This window comes from Clostridium hydrogeniformans DSM 21757 (assembly GCF_000686705.1).
Classification (GTDB): domain Bacteria; phylum Bacillota; class Clostridia; order Clostridiales; family Clostridiaceae; genus Clostridium_Z; species Clostridium_Z hydrogeniformans.
Genome location: NZ_KK366004.1, coordinates 554,558 through 572,501 on the forward strand (window position 1 = coordinate 554,558; position 17,944 = coordinate 572,501).

A 17,944-nucleotide genomic window follows, 5' to 3' on the forward strand; every position below is an offset into this window, starting at 1 on the left:
GAAGGGGGAAAATTAGGACTTTGCTAAATACAAATCCATAAGTTCTCTACTTACTCATACCTTAAGGAATAAAAGTGGGGAATCTAAACACCCCTGTCCCTAAGTAATAGTTTTACATTTGCCCCTCAAATCCGTGTATCACTTCATCATAGTCAAACTTCATTATAACAAATGAATCATCATCATTCCTATCAACGAAACAGTAAACACTAAATTGGTCAAAGTTTTCATCATAACGACAGTTTATAATAGGGTAATTATAGTATTCATATAAGGTCTTCTGTAAGGCTTTCTTCATAGCTTCTACCTCTTCTTTTTTTCTTTTAGATTTTTCGTATATCATCATTTAACTAACAACCTTTTTCTTCTTCATTCTTTTTTTGACTCTCCGTTACTCCTTAATCTAATAATGACGGATATTCTTTTTAGAAAGATAAATCCTAAAACAGATTTAAGATACGAGTTCTAACGAGTAGCTTAGAGTTTATTTGAAGCCTTTTATTAAACACCAACTAAATACTAGGTTTGTATTACAATACCAAGTTGGTATTAATCTTACCTCTCATTTCACTCGAGGTTTTTTTCTTTTTCAGTTTTTTTAAGAACTAACTTGTATTATTAAATTGTCCTCTTACCTATATAATCGCAAGTTAAAATCAAAAAAGTTACCTTTTCAACCTATTTCACAAAATTAAATAAAAATTTTTTATCTTTTTCTAATAGTTCCTTTAACTTTTTTAATCTGCTTTTTATTACTTTCTCACTAATACCAATTTCCTTTGATAATTGTCTAATGTTAATAGCCTTGTTAGCAAAGATAGAATCTTTTGTGTAGGCTAAACCTTCCACTATTTGAGTTATTAAATTAAACTCTTCCAATGGAACGGAATCCTCTATAGAAATTAGAATATTGTCTACTAAATCTATAAGGTTATCACTTAGGTTATAAATATATTCATATTTCAAAACATTAGCATCCTCAACCTTTTTATCTAAACTAAGTTCAATTTCTTTTACTCTTTTAGATTCTTTACGGATGAAATCTAAGAAATCCATTTTGATACTCTGGTTCATATATCTATCGAAGTTGTCCCCTTTGTTACCACAGTTAAATCTCATAATATCGCAAATTCCGTAACTAATAATGAAGCTTTCTGCATCTTGTGAATCAAATTTACTCCCTTTAGCTAATTCTCTGTTAATTTTAAATCTAACTAACTTTAAATACTTATCACATTGATTCCCTTTTATTAATTCCATTTTACTCAAGTCCACCTTTTAATTAGTGAAGAGTTAAAAAAACTTCTCTAATAAAATAACAAGATAGATAGCCATAGTGAGACAGATGTTAAAAGGAATTGTTATAAGAGTTTACCGAATACAATTAATTGGTATATATTTGTAATTATGCAATTGTATGATGTATAATTAAATGAATGTACAATTGTAATATATAGCGAACTTAAAAGGTGGAGAGATAAACTATGGGGTATTTTGTCAGAAAAGTAGAGAATGAAGAGTTAGAAAAAGCGTTTTTATTAATATGGAACACATTTTTAGAATTTACAGCACCAGATTATAGCAAAGAAGCAGTAGATACCTTCAGAGTTAATTTTATTGAAAATGAAGATTTTAAAGATTGTTTTAAAAATGGTACGCAGGTTATGTATGGTGCATATTCAAGAGAAAAACTTGTTGGAGTTGTATCCATAAGTGAAAATAATCATGTATCATGTGTTTTTGTAGATAAGGAACATCATAGAAATGGTATTGCAACAATGCTGTTTAATCAAATGATTTCGGAATTGAAAGAAAAGCAAGTTAAAAAAATAACATTAAATGCTTCTCCGTATGCTGTACATTTTTATCATGCGATAGGATTTAAAGACTTGGATAGTCAAAAAGAATTTCGTGGAATTTTATATACGCCAATGGAATTTATATTATAAAAAGATAAGATATATTGTGTAGTTATATTTAGTCGCTTTCTTCTTATAAAGTTCATTAATCATGAATTAACGATAGCTGAACAACAGTGATTTTTGAGGACTAACACATTAAAGGGAAGCCAATTAATAGTACAGTTAGCAATGATATGAATTAGGAGAAGGGAAGGATTAACGGAAAGCCTTAAATGTGAAATCGTAAATATTCTATTGTTTGAGTCCCAACTGTACAAGGGGAAATTTATTACCTACCCCCTACCTGTTTTTGGATGGATTATTATGTATATTTTAGATTTATATGGGTGTTCCTTATGTGAGTTCATAAAAGTATACCATAATGGAAGCCTTGCCAAGCCTCTTTATGTTATGGTATACTGTCAGTGCATTATGGAAATTGTTTAGTTTCTGTAATGGTGACTATATAAGTTGAATAAAGGAAAAATCTACTGTTAGACGTTGGAATTGCTGAAATTCTATCTTAATGTAAGATGATGTTCAGAACGTTTATCATAATGCAGAATTCCCAGAAGGATGGGAAGGGTAATATACTTTTCTTATATAGCATATGAGTTTACATGAGAGTTTATTATTTTCTAGTTACATGTCCACTTTTCATAAGGAATTATAAGTTCTATTATGAAGGGTGGATTTTTATTTAAATATAAAATACCAAAGAGGAGAGTTTGTTTATGAAATTATTAGTAGAAAAAATTAATGAAAAGGCAATAATACCATTTAGGGCTCATGATGGAGATGCTGGTATGGATTTATTTTCAATAGAAGAAGTTATAATAAAACCTATGGAACGAAAATTAATTCATACTGGAATAAAAATAGGTCTTCCTAAAAATACGGAGGCACAAGTAAGACCTAGAAGTGGTCTTGCTTTAAAACATGGTATAACTGTTTTAAATACACCTGGAACAATAGATGAAGGATATAGGGGAGAAATAGGGGTAATATTAATTAATCTTAGCAATGAAGATTTTAAAGTTGAAGTAGGAATGAAGATAGCACAAATGGTTATCAAGGAAGTGTTAGTTTTAGATGTGGAAGAGGTTTCAGAGTTAACAGAAACTGAAAGAGGAGAAGGGGGATTTGGTTCCACAGGAGTTTAAAAGTTATAATAAAAATATATTTTGAGAGAATAACAAGATCTTAAGATAGGGTAAAATGCAGATTAAAAGAAAGTTTTTAGTGATAATTTAGATGTGTTATATAAATTAAATTATATAAGTTTATATATTAAAATAAAGGAAAGTCTCCCAATTTATTTATGAAATTGGGAGACTTCTACTTACATTCTATTATGTTAATTTAGTTTGCAAATAATTGAGATTCATAAGCTCTATTTCCATTAGGAGAAAAAGCAACTCCAATTCCCATACGCTTATAGTTCCCATTTAATATGTTAGCTCTATGACCTGGAGAGTTCATCCAATTAGTTACTATATATTCAGCAGTTACAGAAGCCTTATCACGACCCATGCTGTATTGGATGTTTTCACCAGCAGCATTGTATTTTACGCTAAATGACTTTAATAGGTCAAAAGGACTTCCAGTATGAGGAGAATTATGGTCAAAGTAACCATACTGAAGCATTTCCTCAGCTTTATATCTAGCAGCTTGTCTCATTGTATTATCCATAGTTAATGGAGCAAGTCCAGCTTTAGAACGCTCTACATTAGATAGTTCTAAGATTTTATTCTCTACATTAGATAAAAATTCAACAGAGTACTTACTTGGAATTTTGGGTAAGTTACTAGGGTAGTTTTCACTGCTAGATGCTGTATTTTTAGAATCACTAGCAGGAGACTTAGTCCCTGTATTAGAATTTGTGTTAGCATCTGATGGATTTTTGCTAGTGCTAGGTTGTTTAGCTGATGATCCATTAGAATTTGAAGAATTATTAGTGTTTGAAGAAGTATTAGGTTTTTTATTAAATACCTTTCTTGCACTAGTGTTCTCCATGTTACTAGCATGGTTAGCTTCTGATTCTTTATTTTCAGAAGAAGTAGTTTCTACATCTTCATTTTTAATCTCTTCAGATGCTTCTTCTTTCCCACTTTCCACTTCTTTTGATGCTTCTATAGTGGAGGGGGTAGTTGAGGGTGCTTTTTTATTTGAATATACGTATGCACCACTTCCACAAGATAAAGCTAAAGCTAATAATATAGATATTTTTATACTTTTACTCAAAAAATCACCTCTTATAATTTATTTTTTTAAGCTTGTACTAAAGTATAAATTAACTTTGAGGAAAATTATACAGGGGACTGTTGGAATGATAAAAACATTCAAACAATTATGTATAATTCTTGTAAAATATGGACATAATTCCCCATGAGGTGATTATTATGGAAAGAAAAAAGAATTTATTTATGTTTTTTACAGGACTAATTTTGATGGTATGTTTATTTTTTATAAGTTTCTATGTTACAGCTATAAAGATACAAGAAAGAAATGAAAAAATAAGAAATGAAGAAACTATGCAAACCTCTGCTAAGGAGCTTATAAGTTCTGATGCAAAAATAAATCTTTACATTAAAGATAGAAATGGTAATTCCACTAAGGAATCAAATGTTTTATTTAAGGATGTAATGGATAAGTTGCAAGGTAAATATGACCTAGCATCTCTTCAAAGTTATTATCAAACTTTAGGGTATTATTATAGATTTTCAAATAGTGAGGGATATGTTTTTGAAAAGAGATTTACTCCTAATAGGTATTATATAAGTGTATATGAGGATAAAGGGAAGGAATACTTTGCTATATTTAAAGCAGATGGAGAGGGCAAGCTTATAATTGAAAATAAGAATGAAGATATAAGCAGCACTACTATAACTAAAATTCCTACAGAAAGAGAAAGAGATATGTATAGAAAAGGCTATGGTGGCCATGATGAAAAAGATAATATAAATAATGAAGGATTTGAAAGTAAGGAAGATGCCTTTGAGGCTCTAAGTGCTTTAACCTCCTAAAAGCCTAGTTTTTCTAGGCTTTTTCTTTTATATATAGAAGGGATCAATGCGTGCAGTACAAAGGACTTTATATTGAATTATTTTTTCTTAAGTGTTAAAGTATAATATGGATTAAATTAAAGGTAAAATTAGGAGGGCTTATGTTTGAGTATATAAAAGGAAAATTTATGGGGATTAATAAGGATTATATAATAATTGAGAATAATGAAATAGCCTATAAAGTATATACCTCAGGAAATACAATGGCTCAGATGCCTTCTGTGGAAGAAAAGGTAATGGTTTATATTGAACAAATTGTAAGACAAGATTTTATAGGATTATATGGATTTTACACTAAGGAAGAATTGGATATGTTTAAGCTTTTAATAACTATAAATGGTGTGGGAGCTAAGGCAGCCTTATCATTGCTTTCAATATGTAGTGTAAATAACTTTAAATATGCAGTTTTAACTGGGGATGAGAAGACCATAGTTAGAGCTCCAGGAGTTGGAAAGAAAATTGCTCAAAGAATTATATTAGAGCTTAAGGATAAGTTTAAGATTAATGAGAAGTTATTAGAAGGTGATGGAATTTCCCTTCATAAGGAAGAAGATTTATATATGGATAATAAAATTAATGATGCTTTAGAAGCTTTAATATCTCTAGGATATTCTGAAAAAGAATCAAATAAGGCTTTAAGCAAGGTAGATAACAGTAAATCTTTAGAGGAAATTATAAAGGATGGTCTTAAGCATCTTATAAGTTAAGGAGGTAATGGTATGGATGATAGAATTATTACCTCTTCAAGTTTACAGGAGGATAATAGTGAATATAGCTTGCGTCCTAAAAACTTAAGAGAGTATATTGGTCAAAAAAAAGTAAAAGAGAGATTGGATATTTTTATAAAAGCAGCTCAAAATAGAGATGAGGCTCTAGATCATGTGCTTCTTCATGGGCCACCGGGACTTGGAAAAACTACTTTAGCCAATATAATAGCAAGAGAAATGGGTGGAGAATTAAAGGTTACATCGGGACCTGCTATTGAAAGAGCAGGAGATTTAGCTGCAATTCTTACCTCACTTCAAAAGAATGATGTTCTTTTTATAGATGAAATACATAGATTAAATAGGTCTGTGGAAGAAATTTTATATCCTGCTATGGAGGATTATGCTTTAGATATTATTATTGGAAAGGGCGCTTCTGCAAAATCTATAAGAATTGACTTGCCAAATTTTACTCTTATAGGGGCCACAACTAGGGTGGGATTATTAACAGCTCCCTTAAGAGATAGGTTTGGAGTTCTTTGTTCTATGGAATACTATGAAGAGGAAGAACTAAAAGAAATAATAGTAAGATCCTCTCATATTTTAGGCTGTGATATAACTGAGGATGGAGCTTTAGAAATAGCTAGAAGAAGTAGAGGTACCCCAAGAATTGCTAATAGGCTTTTAAAAAGAGTTAGAGATTATGCTGAAGTAAAAGGAGATAATATTATAGATTATAAGGCATCAAAGGCAGCTCTTAAGCTTTTAGAGGTTGATAATGAAGGCTTTGATAGAATAGATAATAAAATACTAGAGGCAGTAATAGATAATTTTAATGGAGGGCCTGTAGGAATAGAAACCTTAGCATATTTTGTTGGAGAAGAATTAGATACCATAGAGGATGTATATGAACCTTATCTTCTTCAAAAAGGATTTATAATTAGAACTGCAAGGGGAAGATTAGCTACAGATAAAGCTTATGAGCACTTAAAAAGGGAAAGATTAGATAATATAACGGATCAAATTTCAATATTCAATAAAGACTAAGGATAAGAAGGTGTAGTTATGGAAGTTAAAGATTTTTATTTCGATTTACCAGAGGAGCTTATAGCACAGCATCCACTAAAGGAAAGAGAAAAATCAAGACTTATGGTTATGGATAAAAGTACAGGAGAATTAAGTCATAAACATTTTTATGATATTATAAATTATTTAAAAAAGGGAGATACCTTGGTTTTAAATAATACAAGGGTTATTCCAGCAAGGCTTATAGGAGAGAAGTTAGAGTCTGGTGGTAAGATAGAATTTCTTCTTCTTAATAGAATAGAGGGAGATAAGTGGGAAGCTTTAGCAAAACCAGGAAAAAGAGCTAGGGTAGGACGTGAGTTTGTCTTTGGAGACGGAAAACTTAAGGCAAAGGTTATAGAAGTAAAAGATGATGGTAATAGAATAATAGAATTCTCCTATAAAGGAATTTTTGAACAGGTTTTAGATGAACTTGGACAAATGCCATTACCTCCATATATAACAGAAACCTTAGAGGATAAGGAAAGATATCAAACTGTATATTCAAAGGAGAAAGGTTCAGCAGCAGCTCCTACAGCAGGGCTTCATTTTACAAAAGAGCTTCTAAAAGAAATTGAAGAAAAGGGAGTAAATATAGCATATTTAACTCTACATGTAGGACTTGGAACCTTTAGACCGGTAAAGGTAGATACTATAGAAGATCATGATATGCACTCAGAGTTTTATTCCTTAGACAAAGAAAATGCAAGGATTATAAATGAGACTAAAGAAAGAGGAAATAGGGTTATAGCTGTTGGAACCACCTCAACAAGAACTCTTGAAACCATAGGAAGCAGGGAAGGGGTTTTAAAAGAAAGTAGTGGATGGACAGATATATTTATATATCCAGGATATGAATTTAAAATAGTAGATTCTTTAATTACAAATTTTCATCTTCCAGAATCTACGCTTATAATGCTAGTAAGTGCTTTATCAACTAGGGATAATGTTATGAAGGCTTATAATGAAGCTGTAAAAGAAAGATATAGATTCTTTAGTTTTGGAGATGCTATGTTTATTAAATAAATTTGTTTAATTAAAATTTAAAGGAGTGAAGTTATGTATAAACTACTTAAGAAAAGTGGAAAGGTGAGACGTGGAGAGTTTCATACCCCTCATGGAGTAATACAAACTCCAGTATTTATGAACGTTGGAACTTTAGCAGCCATTAAAGGCGCAGTTTCTTCTATGGATTTAAAAGATATAGGGTGTCAAGTAGAACTTTCTAATACATATCACCTTCATTTAAGACCAGGAGATAAGGTAGTTAGAAAACTTGGAGGATTACATAAGTTTATGAATTGGGACAGACCTATTCTTACAGACTCAGGTGGATTCCAGGTGTTTTCTTTAGCAGGACTTAGAAAGATTAAAGAAGAGGGAGTTTATTTTAGTTCTCATATAGATGGTAAAAGAATATTTATGGGTCCAGAGGAGAGTATGCAAATACAAAGTAATCTAGGATCAACTATTGCCATGGCTTTTGATGAATGTATAGAAATACCATCTCCTCGTGATTATGTTGAAAAATCAGTAGCTAGAACAGTGAGATGGCTTGAAAGATGTAAAACTGAGATGGATAGATTAAACGCTCTTCCAGATACAGTTAATAATAAGCAAATGCTATTTGGAATAAATCAAGGTGCTACATATAAGGATATTAGAATAGAGCATGCTAAAACCATATCAAAAATGGATTTAGATGGTTATGCCATAGGAGGTCTTGCAGTGGGAGAAACCCATGAAGAGATGTATGATATAATAGATACTGTGGTTCCATATTTACCAGAAGATAAGCCTATATATTTAATGGGAGTTGGACTTCCAAGTAATATATTAGAGGCAGTATCTAGGGGAGTAGATTTCTTTGATTGTGTTTTACCAGCTAGAAATGGAAGACATGGTCATGTGTTCACTAATGAAGGAAAAATAAATTTAATGAATGCAAAATTTGAACTAGATGACAGACCAATAGATGAGGGATGTCAATGTCCAGCTTGTAAGGATTATACAAGAGCGTACATAAGACACTTATTTAAGGCAAAAGAAATGCTTGCAATGAGACTTTGTGTATTGCATAATCTTTATTTTTATAATAAACTAATGGAAGATATAAGAAATGCCATAGATAATGATTGCTTTGAAGAATTTAAAAGAGAAAAGCTTGAATCATGGCAAGGAAGAGCTTAAGGAGGAGAAAGTATGCCACAATTATTAGGCGGAGTTTTACCATTTGTAGTTATGATAGGAGTATTTTATCTTTTAGTACTACTACCAGAAAATAAGAGAAAGAAAAAATACAGCTCTATGTTAAACGAACTTAAGGTAAATGATGAGGTATTAACAAGAGGCGGAATAGTTGGTAAGGTTATAAATCTAAAGGAAGATTATATAATCTTAGAATCAGGTCCAGATAGAGCAAGATTTAAAGTTGTTAAAAATGGAATAGCAGATATTTTAAATAAAGAAGAAGAAGAACAAGAAAATAAATAAACATAAAGAATAAACACCCCCTTTGCATCATATTTTAATATGAAAGGGGGTGTTTGTTTTGGAAAAAAAAGCTCTTATGGTGAATGTGAGTAAAGGAGTCTTAAGAGGTGTTATATTAACTACAGTATGTTTAGTTATATATTCTATAATTATGAATTTTGTTGATATAAGCCCTAAAACCACTTCAGTGGTTTATATGGTAATAACATCATTAAGTATACTTCTAGGCTCTGTATATTCATCAAAAATCAATGGAGAAAAGGGTTGGATTGTAGGACTTTTGGTTGCTCTTATATATATGGCGTTGTTAATGATAGTTACAGCTCTTGTAAATGGAGGACTTGTATTTACAACCCTTATTTTAGTTCAATTAATTTTGGCTTTATTAGTTGGATTTTTCTCAGGAATGCTCGGAATAAATCTTTAACCTAGGTAAATTATAATGAAACAAAAGAATAAGATTTAACTATAACTAGGTATTAGCTAAATAAAAAACATAGTAAATAAAAACTAAATGTAAAAGATTTTTATAGACTTAAATAGCTCTTTAATAAAGGGAAAAATTATGATATAATGGCTAGGAAACTACTTGAATGGAGGAAAATAGCAATGAAACATATAAGAACAATCAATAAGGCAAACATTAAGGAAAGCTTAAATAAGCCTGGTTGTAAAGAATGTGCTAACTCTTGCCAATCAGCTTGTAAGACATCTTGTACAGTTGCTAACTTAGAGTGCGAGAACTAAAAACTTACTAAGTAACTAAAAATTTTCATGGCAGTAACTTTGATGTTACTGCCTTAAATTTAGTCAAAATAAGAAATGGAGGAGTAAGAGGTGGCATTAATTCATAAATTTAAACAGGATGAGGATTATTACGTAATAGATGTAAATACAGGAAGTCTTCATTTGGTAGACGAGCTTGTATATGATTTATTAGATGAGGACAAGTTAAGAAAAGAAGAGGATATTATAAATGAGCTCTCTTCTAAGTATAAAGAAGAAGATATAAAAGAAGCTTTAGGGGATATAAAGGAACTTATAGGAGAAGGACTTTTATACTCCTTAGACCTATATGAGAATATTGCTCAAAATGATAGATCTAAATCTTATGTTAAAGCAGTATGCCTAAATATTATTCACGACTGTAATTTAAGATGTAAATATTGTTTTGCTGATGAGGGTGAATATAAGGGCAAAAGGAAAATCATGAGCGTAGAAGTGGGTAAAAAGGCCATTGACTATGTAATAGAGAAGTCAGGTCCAAGAAAAAATATAGAGATAGACTTATTTGGGGGAGAGCCTTTAATGGCTTTTAAAAACATAAAGGAAATAGTAGACTATGGAAGAGAGCAAGAGAAGATTCATAATAAGAACATAAGATTTACTATGACTACCAATGCTACCTTATTAGATGAGGAAAAAATGGAATATTTAGATAAAAATATGGGAAACATAGTTTTATCTATTGATGGTAGAAAATCTGTAAATGATAAGGTAAGAATAAGAGTTGATGGGTCAGGTAGCTATGATGCCATTCTTCCTAAGATAAAGGAAATGGTGAAAAGACGTGATAAATCAAAACAATATTATGTTAGAGGAACCTTTACAAGAGAAAATACAGACTTTTTCCAAGATGTATTAGCCCTTGCAAATGAAGAATTTGATGAGATATCCATAGAGCCTGTAGTCCTTCCCGATGGACATGAATTATCCTTAAGAGAAGAAGATTTAGAAACTATATATGGTGAATATGATAAGCTATATCACGAAATGCTTAAAAGACATAAAGATGGAAACCCATTTAAGTTTTATCACTTTAATATAGATCTTCAGGGAGGACCTTGCGTTTATAAGAGAATAAGTGGATGTGGGGCAGGACATGAATATGTAGCTATAACCCCAGATGGAGAGGTTTATCCATGTCACCAATTTGTAGGAAACAAGGACTTCTTATTAGACAATATATATAATGAAAATTTTAATAATGATTTATCTAGTGATTTTAGAAAAGCTCATATATATAATAAACCAAAATGTAAGGAATGTTGGGCAAGATTCTATTGTAGTGGAGGATGCCAAGCTAATAACTTCAACTTTAATGGAGATATGAATATTCCTTATGAAATAGGCTGTAAAATGCAAAAGAAAAGAATAGAATGTGCCATAGCCCTTAAGGCAAAACTTATGGAAAATTAGAAAATAAATTTAAAAAGTTGACTAAAAAATGGTAAATATATATAATTTACCTATAAAGTTAACCTTAATTTAATAAAAAATTATTTTTTTATCTAACTATACAGGTTATTATAGAGGTTAGCTGAGTTCTAAATATTATTTTAAAATCCATAAGTTAATACTGTATTCTAGTTAAGTTATTCCATTGAAATTATTAGTTTTTAGAAAACTTATTTCTATATAGACTATGAAATATGTTTATTTTAGAATTTAACTAGGAAGACAGATGAAGGTATTTAAACTAAGAAAAATAAAATGCAAAGGGGGAGAAATATGAAAACTAAAGGTAAAGGCAAAGGTAGAAGTTGGGTAGTATTTATATTAATAGCTATGCTAGTAGGCTTTTTTGCATACTCAGGAGCCTATGGAGTTAAGCTGTTTGGAAATACATATGAAGTTAAATCCTTTGGATCCATGATAACTAAGGGCCTTGATCTTCAAGGTGGAGTTTCGGTAATAGAAGAAATAGTATCAGAGGATGGAAAGGTAAAGAAAGAGGATTTAGAGAAGACAAAAGAGCTTCTAAGCCTTAGGGTTAATAGAATAGGAGTAGCTGAAACCACCGTTACCACTGAAGGTGAAAATAGAATCAGAGTGGATATTCCAGGAAAATTTGAATCTAAAGATATTATAGATACTCTTACTAAAACAGGAGAACTAACTTTTAAGGCACCAGATGGAACAGTTCTTCTTACGGGTAAAGAGGTAGAGAATGCAGGATCACGTATTGATCAAAATGGAAAAGCTATAATTGACTTAGAGTTTAATGAAGACGGAAAAGAAAAGTTTAAAGCTGCCACTGAGAAATATATAGGACAACAAATTTCTATATATATGGATGATGAGGTGTTAACATCTCCAATGGTAAAGAATGTTATAAATGATGGAAAAGCTATAATTGAGGGAAGTAAATCCATAGATGAAGCTAAGAGACAGGCGGGAGTGATACAATCAGGAGCTCTCCCTGTAACATTAAAGACAGTTTCTGTGAAAACAGTGGGACCAACCTTAGGTAGTAGTGCAATCCCTAGTAGTTTAAAAGCTGGAGCTATAGGTATAGGATTAATCTTTTTATTTATGATAGTATTCTATAGAGTTCCAGGATTATTAGCAGATTTTGCATTGGTTATATATATATTATTACTTCTTACCATATTCTCTTCCTTAAAGGTTGTATTAACTCTGCCAGGAATAGCAGGATTCCTATTAACCATAGGAATGGCTGTAGATGCTAACGTACTGATATTTGAAAGAATAAAAGAAGAGATTAAAACCGGAAAGTCTATTAAATCTTCAATAGACTCAGGGTTCCATAGAGCTTTATCTTCTATATTAGATTCTAATATAACTACAATAATAGGTGGATTAGTACTATACTTCTTTGGATCAGGGGCTGTTAAGGGCTTTGCAATTACCCTTATGATAGGTATAGTTGTATCTATGTTTACTGCAATAACAGTTACTAGAGTTTTAATTAAACTTGCAGTTAATATGGGTATATTAAATAAGCCATCATTATTTGGGGTAAGGAAGAGGGGGTAGAGATTTATGCTTAAGATAATAGAAAAAACAAAGATATGGTTTACTGCCTCCATAATAGTAATAGCTATAGGCCTTATATTTACTGTAACTAAAGGGTTAAATTTCGGTATAGACTTTAAAGGTGGAACTCAAGTAGTTATAGATTTTAAAAATGATTTCGATAAACTTGAGGTAGATGATATAATAAAAAAATATGCTTCTGATGCAGTAAGTAATAAACTTGAGAACACTCAACTTGAGATAAAGAGTAATAGCTTAGATAGTGCTAAAGTTGCAGAAATGTTTAAAGAGGTTAAGGAGAAATATTCTTTAGAGGATAGTTCTTTAGTATCTCAAGATGAGATAGGAGCAACAATAGGACGTGAATTAACAAGGAAATCTATAATAGCATTACTTATATCAACAATTGCTATTTTAGTGTATGTAGGTGTAAGATTCGAATTTAGATTTGGAGTAGCAGCAATTATTGCTCTTATACACGATATACTAATAACTGTAGGAGTATATGCAGTGTTCCAGATACCTGTAAACACACCATTTATAGCAGCTATATTAAGTATAGTTGGATATTCTATAAATGATACCATAGTTATCTTTGATAGAATAAGAGAAAATATGAAAAATATGAGAAGGGCAGAACCAACAGAGATAGCAAATGCAAGTATAACTCAAACTTTAACTAGATCTATAAATACAACTTTAACTACACTTATAACTATAGTTTGTGTTTATATATTTGTACCTTCTGTTAGAGATTTTGCATTTCCTTTAATTGTGGGAATAGGTACAGGTGCATATTCTTCAATATTTATAGCAAGTCCAATATGGGTAATCCTTAAAAAGAAATATAAGAAAAAACATTAATTAAATGTTAAAATAGGCTATATTCTTTTAGAATTTAAACTCTAAAAGAATATAGTCTTTTTAGAGTTTATATAATTTATTTTAAAGGAGAGAATAAATTTAAATTATTATAGGATTTTCAGGAGCGAATTAAGCATTGTTTTGTAGAGTATATAAATATATTGTAGAAAATATATATTTCAATAGGTAAAATTTATAGTATTATAAAGGTTATTTATGAATATGAGAAAGGATTGTAGAAAAACATACTAAATTAAGGGATATTCCATGGGTTTTTTTATTAAAAGGATTTGTCAAAATAGGCTTTATACATTATAATATATTTGTTTTCTAAAAATTTGGAGGAGTTAGCTATGCAGAAAATTTGGGAGAGAAAATATAGCCTAAACAAAACTTTAGGATATAATCCGTTTTTAATAGAAAAAATGGATATTACCATAAATAAAATAGCAAAGGCTATAAATAAGCGTGAAAAAATTGTAGTATATGGTTCATGTGATGTGGATGGTATATGTTCTATTTCTCTTTTAATTCTGCTACTTAAGTATTTAAATGCAGATGTGGAATATTATATATCTGAGGGAAAAGAAATATTATGTTCAAAGGTAATTAAAAATCATGTTGATATGCTAGGTGCTTCCTTAATAATATCTCTAGGGTGTGTAATAGAATCTAGAGACCAAGAAAATCTTATAAATAATCTTGGTATGGAGGTTATAGCACTTTTAAATAAAGAATATAGTAAAGATTTGAAATCTATAATTTTAGGTAATGAGACATTAAGTATTAGTGCATTAACTTTTAAATTGGCACAAGCTATAGCAGCTTATTATAATATGAAAAGTATAAATAAATATATAGACTTGGTTACCATAGGTACATATTCTTCAAATTACAAATTAGATGGAGAAAATAAAGTTTTGTTTGAAGAAGGTATAAATTATTTGTTAAATAGCAATAATTATGGATTAAAGGCGTTAATGACTTATAATGGAATAATAACTCCAAGTAGGGATAACTTAAGTAAAATGGTTCTTGCTATGACTCCGAGGGTTAATGCGGTAGGAACTATTGACAATGCAAGAATAGTGGTAGAACTTTTGACCACAACTAATGAATATAGAGCACAGCAAATAGTAAAGTATTTAGAAAAAGAATTAAAAAATAATTAGTGGAATAGGAAGTTTAATATATTTCAATAAAATTTAAGTTGGAGGTATGACTATGGATTTAAGAGAAAAGATAAGAATAGTAGATGATTTTCCAAAGGAAGGAATAAGTTTTAAGGATATTACAACCTTAATTGGAGATGGAGAGGCTTTAAAATATACTATAGATACGATAGCAGAGAGACTTAAGGAAAAGAATGTTGACGTAATAGTTGGACCAGAAGCAAGAGGATTTATATTTGGAGTTCCTGTAGCTTATGCTTTAGGGGCCAGCTTTGTTCCAGTTAGAAAGCCAGGGAAGTTACCTTGTGATACTATAAGCCTTAAATATGATCTTGAATACGGCTCAGACTCTTTAGAGATGCATAAGGATGGAATAAAGAAGGGACAAAGGGTTGCCATAGTAGATGATCTTTTAGCTACAGGAGGCACAATATGCTCAGTTGCAAAGCTTGTAGAAGAAGCCGGTGGAGAAGTTGTAGCTATGGATTTTGTAATTGAACTTACAGATCTTAAGGGACGCGATAAGTTAAAGGGATATGATGTTATAAGCTTGGTAGAATACGATATATAGTAGCTTTTACTAGGGGAAATTTAAATTGCAAAATTCTACACAATATTATATAATTTTGTTATATAGTAGTAATGGCTGGTTGTATAACCAGCCATTGATATTATGAAGTTTAGTTTTAGAGGAGAGTATTCCAAATGCTAGATAAATTAATAGAAAAAATAGATAAAAACTGTATAAATATAGATAAAAAACTTGTAGAAAAGGCTTATTACTTAGCAGAAGAGGCTCATAGCCATCAAAAGAGAGAGTCAGGGGAGCCTTATTTAGTTCATCCTGTTGAAGTAGCATGTATACTAGCTGAGATGGGAATGGATACAAATACTATAGTGGCTGGACTTCTTCATGATGTTATAGAAGATACAGATTATAGCTATGAAGATATAGAAGCTTTATTTAATGAAGAGGTGGCTAATCTAGTAGATGGAGTAACTAAGCTTGGAAAAATTAAATATAAAACTAAGGAAGAGCAAAAGGCAGATAATGTACGGAAAATGCTCCTAGCTATGACTAAGGACGTAAGAGTAATTCTTATAAAGCTAGCAGATAGACTTCATAATTTAAGAACATTAAAATTTAAAAGTATTGAAAAACAAAAAGAAAAGGCAAAAGAGACCTTTGATATATATGCACCCCTTGCTCATAGACTTGGGATGTCTAAAATAAAATGGGAACTTGAAGATTTAGCCTTTAGGTATATGAACTCTAATGAATACTATGAACTTGTTAAAGAGATAGCGGAGAAGAGAGTTGAGAGAGAAGAGTATATAAGTAGGGTAATAAATGATTTAAGGGAAAGGTTAGCCCTTTCAGGTATAGAGACGGATATAGAGGGAAGACCTAAGCACTTCTATAGTATATATAGAAAGATGGTAAATAAAAGTAAGTCTGTAGATCAAATATTTGATTTAACAGCTATAAGAATTCTTGTCCATACAATTAAAGATTGTTACGCAGTTTTAGGCATAGTACATACAGTATATAAGCCTATTCCAGGAAGGTTTAAGGATTATATTGCTATGCCTAAGCCTAATATGTACCAATCCCTTCATACAACAGTTATAGGACCACATGGAAAAACCTTTGAAATACAAATAAGAACTTTTGATATGCATAAGACTGCAGAGTATGGAATAGCTGCCCATTGGAAGTATAAAGAAGGATCTAATGATAATGGAGGAAGCAATTTAGATAATAAGCTTTCTTGGATTAGAGATATGGTAGAATGGCAAAGAGATACTGAAGATGCGGAAGAGTTCATGGAAGCCTTTAAAATAGACTTATTCTCTGATGAGGTATTTGTATTTACTCCTAAGGGAGTTGTAATAAACCTGCCTAATGAGGCAACGCCTATAGATTTTGCTTATAGAATACACACAGATGTAGGAAATAAGTGTATAGGAGCTAAAGTTAATGGAAGAATGGTTACCTTAGATTATCATCTGAAAACTGGAGAGATTGTTGAAATCCTGACATCATCTACTCCAAAGGGACCAAGTATAGATTGGCTTAATATAGTTAAGTCTAATCAGGCAAAGAGTAAAATAAGAGCATGGTTTAAAAAGCAGAAAAGAGAAGAAAATATAGTAAAAGGCAAGGATGTTTTAGAACGTGAGGCTAAAAGACATGGATATAACTTTGGAGAGCTTGCCAAGACAGAGGCCTTTGAAAAAATTCTTAAAAAGTATAACTTTAATTCCATAGATGATCTTTATGCATCTGTAGGTAGTGGTATAGTTATAGCTTCAGGAATCGTTGGGAAGTTAAGAGATAGCATTGAACACTCTAAGTGTAATGGTGAGAATAATTCTGAAGCATTAAAGAAGGCTGAAGACCAAATAAAAACTACTAACTTAAAAAAGAAACCTAGTGAGGTTGGAGTTACAGTAAGAGGGCTTTCTAATGTAATGGTTAGATTTTCAAAATGTTGTAATCCGGTACCAGGAGATGACATAATAGGATATATAACAAGGGGAAGAGGAATATCAATACATAGGAAAGATTGTAACAATATAGATGGTTTATTAGAAGAAGATGGAGATAAGTTTGTAGAAGTAACTTGGGGTATTTCTAATAAAGGTGATTATGTAACAGAGATTCAGGTTAAGTGTGATGATAGAAACGGCGTGTTATCTGATATAATGATAATAGTTACTGAAATGAAGGTTCAGCTTCAAGCTTTAAATGCAAAGACAAATAAGCAAGGCTTTGCTATGGTAAATATAAAACTTAGAATAACTACCATAGATGAACTTAAAGAACTTATGAAAAAGGTTAAGAAGGTTAAGGGTGTAATAGAGGTATATAGAGTTAAAAATTAAAAAGGGAAGTG

General features: G+C 30.9%; 19 protein-coding genes. 16 read left to right on the plus strand and 3 right to left on the minus strand.

The annotated features are described in order from the left end of the window. Positions 1 to 112: 112 nt before the first annotated feature. Together BR69_RS0115815 and BR69_RS0115820 are read right to left on the minus strand one after the other, a co-directional pair. Positions 113 to 346: a hypothetical protein gene (locus BR69_RS0115815; protein WP_027634058.1), complete on the minus strand. Its 234-nt coding sequence runs from the start codon at positions 344 to 346 to the stop codon at positions 113 to 115. 332 nt (positions 347 to 678) lie between these two features. Continuing rightward, positions 679 to 1,260 (minus strand): hypothetical protein, encoded by a 582-nt coding sequence (locus BR69_RS0115820; protein WP_027634059.1) that lies wholly within the window; start codon positions 1,258 to 1,260, stop codon positions 679 to 681. A gap of 224 nt (positions 1,261 to 1,484) precedes the next feature. Here BR69_RS0115820 and BR69_RS0115825 point away from each other — a divergent pair, with 224 nt between their 5' ends. Both BR69_RS0115825 and dut read left to right on the plus strand, forming a co-directional pair. Beyond that, complete coding sequence (locus tag BR69_RS0115825; RefSeq protein ID WP_027634060.1) at positions 1,485 to 1,949, plus strand: GNAT family N-acetyltransferase; 465 nt, start codon at positions 1,485 to 1,487, stop codon at positions 1,947 to 1,949. 686 nt (positions 1,950 to 2,635) lie between these two features. Further along, positions 2,636 to 3,064 (plus strand): dUTP diphosphatase, encoded by a 429-nt coding sequence (gene dut, locus BR69_RS0115835; protein WP_027634061.1) that lies wholly within the window; start codon positions 2,636 to 2,638, stop codon positions 3,062 to 3,064. A gap of 199 nt (positions 3,065 to 3,263) precedes the next feature. Here dut and BR69_RS21260 read toward each other — a convergent pair whose 3' ends face one another. Continuing rightward, positions 3,264 to 4,145, minus strand: coding sequence for a CAP domain-containing protein (locus BR69_RS21260; RefSeq protein WP_051623648.1), 882 nt, complete (start codon positions 4,143 to 4,145; stop codon positions 3,264 to 3,266). A gap of 158 nt (positions 4,146 to 4,303) precedes the next feature. Between BR69_RS21260 and BR69_RS0115845 the strand changes: the two genes are divergently transcribed. From BR69_RS0115845 to BR69_RS0115910, 14 genes are all read left to right on the plus strand, one after another. Next, on the plus strand, positions 4,304 to 4,927 hold the full coding sequence (locus BR69_RS0115845; RefSeq protein WP_027634062.1) for a hypothetical protein: 624 nt from the start codon (positions 4,304 to 4,306) through the stop codon (positions 4,925 to 4,927). 140 nt (positions 4,928 to 5,067) lie between these two features. After that, positions 5,068 to 5,673, plus strand: coding sequence for a Holliday junction branch migration protein RuvA (gene ruvA / locus BR69_RS0115850; protein ID WP_027634063.1), 606 nt, complete (start codon positions 5,068 to 5,070; stop codon positions 5,671 to 5,673). 12 nt (positions 5,674 to 5,685) lie between these two features. Then, positions 5,686 to 6,717 (plus strand): Holliday junction branch migration DNA helicase RuvB, encoded by a 1,032-nt coding sequence (gene ruvB, locus BR69_RS0115855; protein ID WP_027634064.1) that lies wholly within the window; start codon positions 5,686 to 5,688, stop codon positions 6,715 to 6,717. A gap of 18 nt (positions 6,718 to 6,735) precedes the next feature. Next, positions 6,736 to 7,761 carry a tRNA preQ1(34) S-adenosylmethionine ribosyltransferase-isomerase QueA gene (gene queA, locus BR69_RS0115860; protein WP_027634065.1) on the plus strand — a complete coding sequence of 342 codons (1,026 nt, stop codon included), beginning with the start codon at positions 6,736 to 6,738 and terminating at the stop codon, positions 7,759 to 7,761. Between the two features lie 33 nt (positions 7,762 to 7,794). Next, the gene (gene tgt, locus BR69_RS0115865; protein WP_027634066.1) at positions 7,795 to 8,925 is read left to right on the plus strand and encodes a tRNA guanosine(34) transglycosylase Tgt; all 1,131 of its coding nucleotides are present in this window, start codon (positions 7,795 to 7,797) and stop codon (positions 8,923 to 8,925) included. Positions 8,926 to 8,937: 12 nt separating this feature from the next. After that, the gene (gene yajC / locus BR69_RS0115870; protein ID WP_027634067.1) at positions 8,938 to 9,228 is read left to right on the plus strand and encodes a preprotein translocase subunit YajC; all 291 of its coding nucleotides are present in this window, start codon (positions 8,938 to 8,940) and stop codon (positions 9,226 to 9,228) included. 58 nt (positions 9,229 to 9,286) lie between these two features. Beyond that, complete coding sequence (locus BR69_RS0115875) at positions 9,287 to 9,655, plus strand: TIGR04086 family membrane protein (RefSeq protein WP_027634068.1); 369 nt, start codon at positions 9,287 to 9,289, stop codon at positions 9,653 to 9,655. A 182-nt stretch (positions 9,656 to 9,837) separates the two neighbouring features. Further along, positions 9,838 to 9,975, plus strand: a complete 138-nt coding sequence (scfA, locus tag BR69_RS20720) for a six-cysteine ranthipeptide SCIFF (protein WP_034850021.1) — start codon at positions 9,838 to 9,840, stop codon at positions 9,973 to 9,975. Between the two features lie 90 nt (positions 9,976 to 10,065). Beyond that, complete coding sequence (scfB, locus tag BR69_RS0115885) at positions 10,066 to 11,427, plus strand: thioether cross-link-forming SCIFF peptide maturase (protein WP_027634069.1); 1,362 nt, start codon at positions 10,066 to 10,068, stop codon at positions 11,425 to 11,427. A gap of 294 nt (positions 11,428 to 11,721) precedes the next feature. Beyond that, positions 11,722 to 13,008 carry a protein translocase subunit SecD gene (gene secD, locus BR69_RS0115890; RefSeq protein ID WP_034850023.1) on the plus strand — a complete coding sequence of 429 codons (1,287 nt, stop codon included), beginning with the start codon at positions 11,722 to 11,724 and terminating at the stop codon, positions 13,006 to 13,008. A gap of 6 nt (positions 13,009 to 13,014) precedes the next feature. Beyond that, positions 13,015 to 13,872 (plus strand): protein translocase subunit SecF, encoded by an 858-nt coding sequence (secF, locus tag BR69_RS0115895; protein ID WP_027634071.1) that lies wholly within the window; start codon positions 13,015 to 13,017, stop codon positions 13,870 to 13,872. A 353-nt stretch (positions 13,873 to 14,225) separates the two neighbouring features. Next, positions 14,226 to 15,044 carry a DHH family phosphoesterase gene (locus BR69_RS0115900; protein ID WP_027634072.1) on the plus strand — a complete coding sequence of 273 codons (819 nt, stop codon included), beginning with the start codon at positions 14,226 to 14,228 and terminating at the stop codon, positions 15,042 to 15,044. A gap of 52 nt (positions 15,045 to 15,096) precedes the next feature. Beyond that, a complete protein-coding gene (locus BR69_RS0115905; protein WP_027634073.1) occupies positions 15,097 to 15,615 on the plus strand; it encodes an adenine phosphoribosyltransferase in 519 nt (172 codons plus the stop codon). Between the two features lie 134 nt (positions 15,616 to 15,749). After that, positions 15,750 to 17,933, plus strand: a complete 2,184-nt coding sequence (locus BR69_RS0115910) for a RelA/SpoT family protein (protein WP_027634074.1) — start codon at positions 15,750 to 15,752, stop codon at positions 17,931 to 17,933. Positions 17,934 to 17,944 lie beyond the last annotated feature (11 nt).